This window comes from Nostoc sp. TCL240-02 (genome assembly GCF_013343235.1).
In the GTDB taxonomy this organism is placed as follows: domain Bacteria; phylum Cyanobacteriota; class Cyanobacteriia; order Cyanobacteriales; family Nostocaceae; genus Nostoc.
Map to the genome: position 1 here is coordinate 1,463,909 of NZ_CP040094.1, position 13,291 is coordinate 1,477,199.

At 37.1% G+C, this 13,291-nt stretch carries 8 protein-coding genes; 6 read left to right on the forward strand and 2 right to left on the reverse strand.

Annotated elements, in window-relative coordinates; translation table 11 throughout:
• Positions 1–6 precede the first annotated feature (6 nt).
• The 6 genes from FBB35_RS06475 (at position 7) to FBB35_RS06500 (ending at position 8,059) form a co-directional block, all read left to right on the forward strand.
• The gene (locus FBB35_RS06475; RefSeq protein WP_174708971.1) at positions 7–2,181 is read left to right on the forward strand and encodes a hypothetical protein; all 2,175 of its coding nucleotides are present in this window, start codon (positions 7–9) and stop codon (positions 2,179–2,181) included.
• Between the two features lie 38 nt (positions 2,182–2,219).
• Positions 2,220–4,373: a hypothetical protein gene (locus FBB35_RS06480; protein WP_174708972.1), complete on the forward strand. Its 2,154-nt coding sequence runs from the start codon at positions 2,220–2,222 to the stop codon at positions 4,371–4,373.
• A gap of 48 nt (positions 4,374–4,421) precedes the next feature.
• Positions 4,422–4,796 (forward strand): GtrA family protein, encoded by a 375-nt coding sequence (locus tag FBB35_RS35665; RefSeq protein WP_174708973.1) that lies wholly within the window; start codon positions 4,422–4,424, stop codon positions 4,794–4,796.
• 61 nt (positions 4,797–4,857) lie between these two features.
• On the forward strand, positions 4,858–5,847 hold the full coding sequence (locus FBB35_RS06490; protein WP_174708974.1) for a glycosyltransferase family 2 protein: 990 nt from the start codon (positions 4,858–4,860) through the stop codon (positions 5,845–5,847).
• Between the two features lie 419 nt (positions 5,848–6,266).
• A complete protein-coding gene (rffA, locus tag FBB35_RS06495) occupies positions 6,267–7,391 on the forward strand; it encodes a dTDP-4-amino-4,6-dideoxygalactose transaminase (RefSeq protein WP_174708975.1) in 1,125 nt (374 codons plus the stop codon).
• Between the two features lie 50 nt (positions 7,392–7,441).
• Positions 7,442–8,059: a methionine biosynthesis protein MetW gene (locus FBB35_RS06500; protein ID WP_174708976.1), complete on the forward strand. Its 618-nt coding sequence runs from the start codon at positions 7,442–7,444 to the stop codon at positions 8,057–8,059.
• Between the two features lie 347 nt (positions 8,060–8,406).
• Here the strand turns inward: FBB35_RS06500 and FBB35_RS06505 are convergent, their stop codons facing one another.
• Both FBB35_RS06505 and FBB35_RS06510 read right to left on the reverse strand, forming a co-directional pair.
• Complete coding sequence (locus FBB35_RS06505) at positions 8,407–9,510, reverse strand: PepSY domain-containing protein (RefSeq protein ID WP_174708977.1); 1,104 nt, start codon at positions 9,508–9,510, stop codon at positions 8,407–8,409.
• A gap of 292 nt (positions 9,511–9,802) precedes the next feature.
• Entirely contained in the window at positions 9,803–12,454 is a 2,652-nt protein-coding gene (locus FBB35_RS06510) for a TonB-dependent siderophore receptor (protein WP_174708978.1), read from the reverse strand.
• Between the last annotated feature and the right edge of the window lie 837 nt (positions 12,455–13,291).

Sequence of the window (13,291 nt, forward strand, 5' to 3'; positions counted from 1 at the left end):
AAAAATATGCTTGAAACCTCAGAAAGAATAATTCAAAAAAAATCAAGTTTTATTACTTTAATTGTCGCTACTATTACTTTATCGGCTTTAATCTATTACTTAGTATCAACTCAATGGAATATAGTTGAGTTACTGCATTTTTGTTTAGGAACAGCTTTACTTTGGATGCCTATTGGTGCATTGTTTTATCTGCTCTTAAAGCGACAAGTACAAGAGCCAATAGTTCGTTTTACATTTAGTGCGATCGCTAGCTATACAGTAACAACTCTAATTTACTTTGGGTTATGTCTACTCAGGCTTGAGCTATTGTTTTATATTGAAACGATTACAATTTTTATTGGGCTGATTATTTATTCAATCCGCAAAAAGTTTTGGTTCAACATTCAGATTAAATCCCTTACCTGGCGGCAGTTCGATTGGATACTCGCTTTATTGATTGCCGTAAGTTTAGTAGTCAATATTCCCTATCAAAAAACTTGGGAGTATAACCCTACAACTAATACATATAAATCAATGGTGTGCTATGAGTGTAATTACTTTACAAGTCTAACTTACGAATTGGCTAGACAGGTACCACCTCTACAACAATCTACCAGAGCAGGGACACCTGAACGCTCTTATCACATGTTTCCTCATCTGACAACGATGTTGCTCTCGCGCTTTACAGGTCAGACAGATATGCTGCGCGTACAGGTTGTTTATCATTACATGATTATTGCAATTGGTATGTGTCTGGCACTGTACAGTATCGTCAAAACTTTGACCAAAAGTAGAGTCGCTGCATATCTGGCAACAGCAACAATGTATATCACAGCTATTCCATATCGACCTTTGGTGAAAACCAACCTTTATTATTTCTACTTTACTTTGTTTCCTCATGTTTCTAGTGGAATAGAACCACCTATTTTAGTTAGTCCACAAATGTATAGTGGAATGTTTGTCGCTTATGGAATTCTTTTAGGAATTTTGCTCATTTGTGTTCGTTGCTACAAAAAGCAACCAGTAGGTGTAGCTCTGATAATTACCGCAATCATGATTGCAGCAACAAGTCGCTTTCGGGTTCATGTATTTTTGCCAATGCTACCGGGTTTCTTATTACTGACAGCCTACGGCTGGAAACGTACTAGGCAAAAGGCATACCTTGTTGCTGCTGGTCTGGCTGTGGCTTTAAGTTTTCTAATTTGTTTGGAGACACAGTCATCATACTATTTGAGTGGTACTGCGAGTTTTAAGTTAGGCTTTAATGGTTTAACAGAACCCAGCTCTGATTCTTACTTTAATTCTTGGCCATTTTCTAGCAATATTTATGACTTCCTAAGCCGATTAATTCATAATTCAACAGTATTTAAATGGGTTTGGCAAGTAGTCTCCATGTGTGCTTTTGTTATCTTAAACATGATTGGTATTCCTTTATTCATTATCACTAACATTTACCTCTCAAGCAAACTAGTACGTCAAAAGTATCTCCTCTTTACGAGTTTAATTGTGTGGATGACAGTTGTATCAACTTTAGGTGGAATATGTTTAACAACTGATTATGACAGTTACTCACTTGGAGGACAATTATTAGAGACAACATCTTGTTATCCATTTTTATTAATGATTCCTGGACTGTATCAAGTTTATAAGTTTTTCCAACCTCATCTATCTTTGACTAGAGCAACACAAATTAGTTTAGTAGCCGCTTTTGTTGTCATATCTTTGGTTGCTCAACAGCTTTCTAGACCTAGTGTTTTAATGGCTAGTGTGTATTCTTATAGAGCTACAACAAGTGCTAGTGAACGAATGGCTCTAGCTTATATTCATGACAATACACCACAAAAATCTGTCATTTTAACGGATAAGTATGCTAATTATGGTGAGGATTATCCCCCTTTAATAAGCGGTATTGCTGGGAGAGCTGCTTATCTGGAATTTCCGGATGCCCCTGCAAATGAGCTGGCATCAAAACTTTATCCTTCAGATAATCGACAGCAAGTTATTAAAGACTTATGGGCAACATCTCAAGCAGAGCGATTTTGCCGACTTCTGACAGCAACTTCAGCAACTCATATAATCGAGTATTCAACTCATCCCTTACTTATAAATAACCCACCTTGTATGCAGTCAATATGGGAAAGCTCTAAGAAAGTGATTCCGGCTTCATCTGAAAAGGTAACTATCTGGAAAATCAATTTATAACTAGAAAAAAGCATTATTTGTTAAAGGAATACTTTGTCATGTTAAGCTCTCAAAAGCAATCAAATTTTATAAATATAACTACAGTTACTATTACTCTAATTGCAATAGGTTACTACTTAGTGGTGACTGAATGGAATGTAGTTGAATTATTACGTTTTTGTATAGGAATAATTTTCCTTTGGATGCCTCTAGGTGCTTTGTTCTATATATTGTTAAAGCGACAAGTACAAGAGCCAATAGTTCGTTTGACATTTAGTGCGATCGCTAGCTACACACTGACAACTTTAATTTACTTTAGTTTGGCTGTAATGAAGCTAGAGTTATTATTTTATATTGGAGGAATTGCAATTTCTATTGCTTTAATTATTTACTCAATCCGCAAAAAAAAATGGTTGAATATTCAGATTGATCTCCTCATCTGGCAGCAATTTGATTGGGTACTCGCTTTATTAATTGCAGTCAGTTTAGTGGTTAATATTCCCTACCAAATACCCTGGAAATATAACCCTATAACTAACACTTATAAATCAACAGTATGCTTTGATTGTCATTACTTTACAAGTGAAGCCTACGAATTGGCCAGACACGTACCACCTCTACAGCAACCTAGTAGAGCAGGAACACCTGAAGTTGCCTATCACATGTTTCCCCATCTGACAACTATGTTGCTCTCGCGCTTTACAGGTCAGACAGATATGCAGAGGGTACAAATTGTTTATCATTACATCATTATCGAAATAGGGATGTGTCTGGCACTATACAGCATCGTCAAAACTTTGACTAATAGTAGGGTAGCTGGATATTTAGCAACAGCAACAATGTATGTTACAGCTATTCCATATTCCCCTTTTGTGAAAAACGATATTGGCTTATTTTACTTTACTTTATTTCCCCATGTTTCTAGTGGAATAGAGGTACTTAGCATATTTACCCCACAAATGTATAGTGGGATGTTAGTCGCTTATGGAATTCTCCTAGGAATTTTACATATTTCTGTTCGTTGCTATAAAAAACAACCTGTAGATGTAGTTCTGATAATTACCACAATCATGGTGATATCAACAAGCCGTTTTCGGATTCATGTATTTTTATCAATGCTGCCAGGTTTTGTATTTCTGGCAGTCTACGGCTGGAAACGCACTAAGCAAAAGGCATATCTTATTGCTGCTAGTCTTGCTATTATTTTAGGTTTACTAATTTGTTTGGAGATGAAATCATCATATTATTTGGCTGGTAGTGCGAGTATCAAGTTAGGTTTTAATAATTTAACTAATCCCAAAGAATGGACTAATTGGATTAATGCTTGGCCATTTTCTCAAAATATTTATCACTTAGTAAGCCATTTAATTCCTAACTCGACAGTATTTAAATGGGTTTGGCAAATAGTATCAATGTCTGCTTTTGTTGCCTTAAATATGATAGGTATTCCTTTGATAATTATCACTAGTATTTACCTATCAAGCAAATCAGTACGTCAAGAGTTTTTCCTGTTCACGAGCCTAATTGTATGGATGATAGTTGTGTCAACTTTGAGTGCAATATGTCTAACAAGTGATTATGATAGTTACTCACTTGCAGGGCAAATGATGTTTCCACCACGCTGGTATTTATTTCTACTAATGATTCCTGGATTTCATTATATTTACCAGTTTTTCCAGCCTCATCTATCCTTAACTAGACCAATACAGATTAGTTTAGTAGTCGCTTTTGTCGTAATATCTCTAGCTGTTCAACAGCTTGCTAGACCAAGTTTATTAATGACTAAAATGTATTCTGAAGGAGCAACAATAAATGCTAGTGAACGAATGACTTTTGCTTATCTTCATGACAATACCCCAAAAAACTCTGTCATTTTAACGGATAAGTATGTTGATGACTCTAATTTCTTATTAACCAGTATTACTGGGAGAGCGGCTTATCTAGAAAAAACGTATGATGTTATAAGTGAGTTAACATTGAAAGCCTATCCCTTAGATAATCGAGAGCAAGTTATTAAAAACTTATGGGCAACATCTCAATCAGAGCAATTTTGCCAACTCCTAATGGCAACTCCAGCAACCCATGTTATCGAGTATTCAACTCATCCTTTACTTGTAAATAACCCTCTCTGTATACAGTCCATTTGGGAAAGCTCTAATCAAAGTATTCCAGCTTCTTTTGAAAAGGTAACTATCTGGAAAATCAACCGTTAGCTGTGAAATAAATAGATATAAGGGATGAGTGATTATTGAATTAAGCTTATGCATTATCCTTCAAAAAGATTTCTAAGGTTTTTGGTAGTAGGAACGATTAATACACTTTTCGGTTATTCACTATTTGCTTTGTTAATTGCACTGAATTTTCACTATGAAATTGCAGCTTTGATATCAACTATCTGTGGAGTATTATTTAACTTTAAAACTATCGGAGTCATGGTTTTCAAAAACAAAAATAATAATCTAATTTTTAAATTTATAGGAATTTATGCTATTATCTACTTAATACAAATAATTTTAATAAAACAATTATTATCTTATAAAATTAATCTTTTCATAGCAGGAGGTTTAATTTTGCTTCCTCTCGCCTTACTATCATATACATTAAATAAAATATTTGTTTTTCCCAAGTCTCAATAAAGAAAAATGTAAATTATCAAGATACCATCTGCAAAAATATAAAATCACGGAGGACTTAATATTGGCTTACATTTCTGTTGTCATTCCTGTCTACAAAGCTGAAGGTTGTCTACATGAGCTTTATCAAAGGTTAAAGGACTCTCTTGAAATTATTTCTAAAGACTTTGAGATAATTTTAGTTGAGGATTGTGGAGGCGATCTCTCCTGGGAAATCATAGTAGAATTAGCTAAAAAAGATTCGCGAATAAAAGGGATTCAATTTAGCCGCAACTTTGGTCAACAATATGGTATTACAGCTGGCTTAGATCACTGTAATGGGGATTGGGTTGTAGTTATGGACTGTGACTTGCAAGATCGTCCCGAAGAAATTCCTCGTTTATACGCGAAAGCAAAAGAAGGCTACGATATAGTATTGGCTAGAAGAGGTAAGCGAAAACACCATATTTTGAAGCGCTTTACTTCCTGGCTATTCTATAAAGTTTTCAGCTATCTAGCAGATATTAATTATGATGGGCAAGTTGGAATCTTTCGGATTATTTCTAGGAAAATTGTAGACAATTTTCGTCTTATGCGTGAACAACTAAGATTTTTTAGTGTTCTGGTACACTGGATGGGTTTTCCCACTGCTAGTATTGACATTCAACATGATAGTCGTTTCGCGGGAAAAAGCACATATACCTTGAGTAAGTTGTGGAAACTGGGAAGCGAAACTTTAATTGCTTATTCTGATAAACCTCTCAGATTATCAATAAAGCTGGGTTTTTTAATATCTTTCCTGGCTTTTATATACGGTACGTATATTTTCGTTGATGCCTTACTTTACGGTTCAACAGTTACAGGTTGGAGCAGCCTAATCGTTTCTTTGTATTTTCTTGGTGGAATTATTATTGCTATTTTAGGAATCATCGGTATTTACTTGGGAAAAACTTTTGATGAAACAAAAAAAAGACCACTATATATAATTAGACAATATTCTAATAATAGGAACAATGATGAAAAAAATATTGGAGCAGATGAAAATAGTTTTTTCTTAGCCGATATCAAAGGTTAAAAAGGTAAAGGCTAACAATGAAAAAAGTTACATCCATCAAAAGTTTGAAATAAAAGTTCTTTGTTTGTGTGAACGAAAGTTTGATATAATTAGTTGGAGATGCTCCTATTCTTCTCATGAGTCAAAGTTAATTGACGAATATCTATAATTTGCACCTGAACTTGCAAAAACAATTGACAATTTTGATCCTAATATTTTGCTAAGCTTGCTACTCTTAAAGCAAAAAACTTTTGGTACTGTTTGATAACTTGGGCATCACAACGCTACTTTACCCAAGCCACAACATTCTTAGAAATCAGTTATGGGACGGGATTTGTCCTCTCAGTAATAGAGAAAGCATTTCCTAAACTTACTTTGGATAGTAGTGGAATTCTCGTCAGTAGCTAAAAAATTATAAGATAATTCTTTAAATTTACACAATGAATATACCTTTTAATAAGCCATTCGCTACATCTAAAGAAATAGACTATATTCAGCAAGCAATTATTAAGGGTCATCTTTCTGGAAACGGTGATTTTACCAAAAAAAACCATGCTTGGTTAGAATCAAAAATTGGTTGCTGTAAGGCACTATTAACTCATTCCTGCACAGCAGCATTAGAGATGGCAGCTATCCTTGCAGATATCCAGCCAGGAGATGAAGTCATTATGCCGTCCTATACTTTTGTATCTACTGCTAATGCCTTCGTTTTACGTGGTGGTGTTCCAGCATTTGTCGATATTCGTCCAGATACGCTGAATATTGATGAATCTAAGATCGAGGCAGCAATCACTTCCAAAACAAAAGCGATAGTACCAGTACATTATGCTGGAGTGGGCTGTGAAATGGACGAGATTATGAAAATTGCCCAACATTACCAGTTATTAATTATTGAGGATGCAGCACAAGGGCTAGATGCAACTTACAAAGGGCGCTCGCTAGGAAGTATTGGACATTTGGCAGCTGTCAGCTTTCATGAAACGAAGAATCTGATTTGTGGTGAAGGAGGTGCTTTGTTAATTAACTATCCAGAATTAATTGAACGCAGTGAGATTGTCTGGGAAAAGGGTACTAACCGCAACCAGTTTTTCCGAGGACAGGTAGACAAATACACTTGGGTAGATATTGGTTCATCCTACTTACCTAGTGAGATTAGTGCAGCTTTTCTGTGGGCACAAATGGAAGCAGTAGAGACTATCACTCAGAAGAGAATGGATATCTGGCAGCAATACCATCAAGCTTTTGCCGATTTAGAAACTCAAGGTAAGGTGCGTCGTCCCATCATCCCTGTAGAGTGTCGGCATAATGCTCACATGTATTATTTACTCTTACCAAACCTCGAAAGCCGTAATACTTTGATTGAAAAATTACAGAGTTTTGGTATAAAAACTGTCTTCCATTATGTTCCTTTACATAGTTCTCCAGCTGGCATCAAGTATGGTCGCACTCATGGCTCTCTGACTATCACTAATTTATTTAGCGATCGCTTAGTCAGGCTACCACTATGGGTTGGATTAAATCAAGTTTCTACAATCATTGACATAGTTTATAAAATACTAAGTTAGTACAACTTAATTAGTTTGACATTGATAGTTAGTAAATATTTAGTTGAAAAATGACAAGTTTAATTTATTTAAATCCAACATTTTATAACATAACGATGAGACTCATCTATGGAAAAAGCTTCCACAACCGATACGAAAGTATCGCATCATTAATTCCAGAAAATTCAACAGTTCTTGAAGCTTGCTGTGGAGACTGCTACTTATACAAACACTATTTGTTGCCTAAAAATGTTAAATATACAGGACTTGATATTAACAGAAGCTTCATATCAAGTGCCAAAAAATCGCGCATTAATGTAATATATAATAACTTATTATCGAGTGATTATATTCCAGAGGCTGAATATATCATTATTCAAGCCAGCATGTACCATTTTCTTCCAAATGATGTAGATTTCATATATCAGAAGCTATTTAAGGCAACTAAAAAAGAAATAATAATTGTAGAGCCTATTAAGAATTTTTCGACATCTTCAAACTGGATTATTAAGTTGATTAGTAGATATTTAGCTAATCCCGGAACGGGACATGCTACACAACGGTTTACCGCCACAACATTTGAAGAATTTTGCTATAGATATTCTGGAAACCTCAAAAATTTGTTTAAAATTGCAAATGGGAGAGAAATGTGTGCTGTTTTTCACAAGAGCATTGAAAAGACAAATTAGCGTAGGCATAGCCCGCCGCAGGCATCGCTCTTTTTTTGGGACACATAACAAAATCGCATTGCTCCCTATTGCTTCGTACCAGACAATCAATCCTCTTCTGACCAACAGATGCCAACACTGCGTAGGTTTTGCCTAAAAAATAAAAATGCGTAGGTTTGGTTAAAGAAGAAAACCCAATATTTTGCGGGGTTTGTTGGTTAACGCATTGCCTCAACCAACCTATGAAGATTCTTAACCGAATGGCAATAAGATGAGCCCAAAGTCTTGTGTTACCTAGTTATCAGTATCTAGAATCCACTGCTTTTTCTGGTCAATTAAGTTTGACGGTTATTTGATAGTTCTATTACCTAATTGTGGCGGACAGATTTTTCCTGGTAGCGATGTCGGTACATGACAAAGCCAGTGATAAATAAAATCAAGGGTGAAAAGCCAACAAACACGTAGAGAATTTGGGTGGATAAACCACCAAATGTACCGTAGTGCAGGGGAGTAAAGGAATTAAGGATGCGATCACCTAATGACACCTTTAAAGAACTACTCACTTGTAGAACCTTACCGCTGTATTGGTCAAGAGAAACATCGCTATAGTCTTCCTTTAGCTTAAAGCTAAACGCTAAAATTTCTTCTGGTTGACCTGGGAAGTAAATTTTCGACAGTGATGCATCTGGTAAAGCAGCTTGAGCAGTTTTTAATTGGTCTGTAAGTCCTAGTGGAGACTTTCCCGCAATGGGAACAGATACCAGATTGGGTTGTGGCTTGCTGAAGGTAATAGCATAGATTATGGGGTTAACGAACTCAGAGAAATTCCAGCAAAACCCCGTAAAAAATGTAAATATTAGAAATACTACTGTAATAAAACCAGCAACTTTGTGAATATCAAAGTTAACTCGCTTGGGATGGCCATTCCACTTAATTTTGAAGCCGGAAATTAACCTGCGCCAACCCGGCCAGAGGAAAATACCTGTAATGCTCAAGATGGCAATCAATAATCCAATAACGCCAACAAACTTAAGCCCAATGTCACCCCCTAAAAGGGCATAGTGTAGTGGATAGATAACGTCAAAAAACATCTTTTGGATTAAGCTTGGCTTCGAGTTGAGAATTGCTCCTGTATATGGGTTAATGTAGATTGGGAGCCAGTCAATTTCCTTTGTTTTCAGGATGACAGTCATCGACTCATTGGGCTTTGTGGGTAGGTAAAACCTCTGGAATTTTACACCTAGTTGATCGGCATATATCTTTTTTACATTGTTTAACACAACCTCAACTGGTAGTTGTTTTCCTTGAGGTCTAATGATACCAGATTGGAGGTGCTGATCAAAGTTGTCAATTTCTGAGTGGAAGACCAATAAACTACCAGTCAAGCCGACAATAATTGCAATTAGTCCCACCGCTAAACCAATGTAGCGGTGCAGAGTAAATACGAAGTTACGTAGTTTTTTATAGTTCATAACTAGACGCTTCTTTGCACAATTTCAGGTTTGATTTTTACCCCCCTCAATTCCTCCGATGTATTGCTAGGGTGTAAGTAAGTCGAGTTGCGAATCAAATAGACACAAAAGAACGGAAAATTATTTTTAAAATCCTTGATTTTCCGTTGTACCTATATCAATAATCTGACACTATTGATAATCAGCTTGATCAATTCAAAACTTTGCCCAATAAGGCTTGTATCCTAACAGGCAAGAATTTTAGGACTTGTGTATACACCGTAGCCTTTACAAGGAGAGGGAAAAGGCGGAGTCAAAAACTCACTGAAATTGTGCCCTGAAGTGTAAATGGTGCTTGGGGGAAAATTAGGTAGCCGTTTGTTTCAGAATAATTGACATTGAAAATGTTCTTAAAGTTGAGCGCCGCTCGCCAGTTATCACGTTTATAAGAGATAGAAGCATCGGTTCTGACATAGGAAGGAAGGGTATAGGGATCTGACTGATTAGCAATGCGCGAGCCTACAAAAAACAACCCCGCACCAAACTGTAACCCTTGCAAATCACCGCGTTGAATTTCGTAGGTTGTCCACAGACTAGCGCCATGATAGGGTGCATTTGCAAAACGCCGACCTATGTTTGTGGGATCAGTATCTTCGCTGACATAGGCATCATTTAAATAACCAGAAGCGATCACTTTCCAACCTGGTGAAATCAGTCCGGCAATATCCAGTTCAATACCTCGACTTTTAACCTCTCCAATCGGAATTGAATAATCTGGATTTTCCGGATCTACAGTAGCAATGTTGCTTTTGGTAATGTCATAGGCGGCTAGCGTTGCGGAAAGTCGTTTATCAAAAAGTTCAGCTTTAACACCTACCTCATACTGTGTACTGCGAGAAGGCTCTATGAACTCTTGGTTTACCTTCTGGGCATTGTTTGGTTCAAACGACTTACTGTAACTGGCATACAGCGAGATCGATTCTATCGGTTGATAAACAATCCCCACGCGCGGGGAAAAGGCTTCATCGTAAAAAACAGAATAAACGGCATCGTTGTTGATAAAGTCGTATCTACCACCTACAAGCAACTTCAGATTTGGCAGTAATGTCACTTGGTCTTGTAGATAAATTCCCTTCGTATTCTGGATCGAAGCTGGTCCAAAACTCTGTAAAGTAGTTGCAGGAAGTGAGTCATTAATCGGATTAAAAATGTTTATTGAAGAAAACTCACCATCCCCCTCGAAGCCTGCGTTCCGACTAGTCTGCCGATTCAATTCAAACCCAAATAGCAGTTGATGAGCGATGGAACCCGTTTTGAATTTACCAATCAAATCTGTTTGCAGGGTTAAACTATCGTTATAACTTACACCCCCAGCTAGCGCACGGTTCAAAGTTTGACCATCTTCTCCTACATCATCAAAAAAGTTAGCAAATTTACCATCTAAGTACTCAAATCGCCCAGTAAATCCACTCCTGAGTCGTAAATTATCGCTTAACTGTTGATCTAGTGTTATATTGAAACGATGGACTTGAACAATTTGATAATCGTCAGAAGTACCCAAATTGCGATTTCTAGGCAAGTTAGAAAAGGCAGAGAAAGGCGAAAAGCCTCGGTCGAACCCAAGATTCGCATTCAGGTATTCATAGGCGAAGTTTAAGGTTGTCGCATCACTAATCTTGTAGGTGAAAGCTGGAGATATGAAGAAAATTTTATTATTAATAAAATCTCGGTAGCTGCGAGAATTCTCATTAGAAATATTCAACCGATACAACAATCGTTTGTCTCCAGTCAGTGGCCCTGAGAGATCGAGTGTAGGCTTGTAAAAATCGTAGCTACCGACGGTAAACTCTGCTGAATAGTAGGGTTCGTTCAAGGGTTGTTTTGTGATGTAATTTACTATACCCCCTGGCGAACCTTGTCCGTACAACACTGATGCTGGGCCTTTCAGCACTTCCACTCGGTCAATATTCGCACTATCAGTAAAGAAAGGCGCAGTTATAAATCCATCTCTTAAAACAGAATTACTTACAAAACCGCGCAGGTTGACATCGCCAATGAGGTTGCCATAGCCTGATTGGATCGTTGCACCAGACACATTACGGACTGCATCTGAAATCCGAGTGATTCCCTGATCCTTGATTACTTGTTGGGGAATCACCTGAATGGACTGAGGAATATCGCGCAGTGGGGTGTCGGTTCTGGTTCCAGTTGATGCTTCCGGTGCACTATATCCATCTTGTTCACCCGTCACTACCAGTTCAATCGGTTCATCACTCGCCGAGGAAGGTTGACTTGGCGGAGTTTTTATTTCTGGCTGATTTGCTTCCGGCTTTTGTGGTATTTGTGTTTGTTGTCCCTGCGATGTGGAAGAGACAGCACTAGCCACACTCAAAATCAAACCCTCGTCAGGACTGTCAAACAACTCTACAGTCGGTACACTCGCCTCACCAATCACTGTGACTCGGATAGTACTAGCATCGAAGTTTGCCACCGTTATCTCAGTAATACCTGCAACTGGCCGCTCCGAGCGAAATGTAAATGTATCACCTGAAGGTAAGCGTAGTTGTGCGTTGGGAATATCAGCGATAAAATTATTACCCGAACTGCGATTCACCAGTTGTAATTTTTCACCAAGGGCAGTTTGTAAGATTACCTCCACACCCCGAGTGGTGGGATTAGCCTTAACTGCACTCACTGGTACAATTTCCGTGGCACTCCCTTGGCTGAGTTGTGGTGGTTGTCGAAGTATCTCTGCACTCTTGCCAGGATGTACTAACTCACTTATTCGTTGAATCTCTCTGATTGATTCCCCAGTAAATGGTTGATTGGAATTAGCATCTGTTGGAGTTGACTTGAGATGCTCTGATACACCTATCCCTACTTCTTCACTTCTAGCAGCAGTTGCGATCGATACAGTCAAAGAGCTTGTTAATAACAGGTAGGGAAGCAATTTTTTCAGTTTCATTCCAATCCAGATCCTCACAGTCTACTAGTCGTGTTAAAGCTTAATAGAAAAGTTTTTCATTTCAAATCTGAAATTAAACTATTTTAGCCATAAAGTAAAGTGAGAATATATTGCAAGATATTTGATAGTCTTTATCAAAGTTTTTCAATCTTATAAAGCTACAAGACAGTTAGTCTCTGGATCAGATAAGCTTAAAAGGATACAAAGATGAGATAAGTGCTAAAAAATAAAATGTTGTCCTAATCAATATTTGGAAGACTTTAAAATATTTTTACCAGTTAATTATTAGTATAATTTTATATAAAAATAATACTAATAATACATAGGCTTTCATCTGAATGGAATGTAATAAATTGATCGCTCATAGCTCAATTGTGTTTAAACGCACTTAAATTAAAGAAAATAAGATGGATCAGGGCTGATGGGTTAGACTCCCTATCAATTTGCCAACGACCAAGGCTAAATCAAGGTTTTGAAACCCACGGACGTTAGTAATGCCTCGTGCAAAAGAGGTTTATAACCGCTTTTTTAATGTTAAATTGACACCTATCAGTAGTACCTTATCCCTGTGATGGTCTGTATTCTGCCCGATCAAGAATTGCTCTAACTTGCTGCGATCGCTGACAAAAAATCAGCTTCATCTACGGAAGACCAGGTTATAAAAAGCTAATGTGTTTACATTAATCAATAAGTATTACCTATCAATAGCTAGTTGCATAAAGCGATACTCTCCTCTAAAGTAAGCAGAGTACTTGAAAATTGCTCTCAATAAAAATCTTAAAACTTTATTGAGTCTAAATTTGCAATAGCGTCTAGTATTTCGCTAAAGACTCCCTT

Coding starts and splice junctions, on each gene's coding strand:
- FBB35_RS06475 (WP_174708971.1), top strand. CDS start 7: ATGCTTGAAACCTCAGAAAGAATAATTCAAAAAAAATCAAGTTTTATT.
- FBB35_RS06480 (WP_174708972.1), top strand. CDS start 2,220: ATGTTAAGCTCTCAAAAGCAATCAAATTTTATAAATATAACTACAGTT.
- FBB35_RS35665 (WP_174708973.1), top strand. CDS start 4,422: ATGCATTATCCTTCAAAAAGATTTCTAAGGTTTTTGGTAGTAGGAACG.
- rffA (WP_174708975.1), top strand. CDS start 6,267: ATGAATATACCTTTTAATAAGCCATTCGCTACATCTAAAGAAATAGAC.
- FBB35_RS06500 (WP_174708976.1), top strand. CDS start 7,442: ATGACAAGTTTAATTTATTTAAATCCAACATTTTATAACATAACGATG.
- FBB35_RS06505 (WP_174708977.1), bottom strand. CDS start 9,510: ATGAACTATAAAAAACTACGTAACTTCGTATTTACTCTGCACCGCTAC.
- FBB35_RS06510 (WP_174708978.1), bottom strand. CDS start 12,454: ATGAAACTGAAAAAATTGCTTCCCTACCTGTTATTAACAAGCTCTTTG.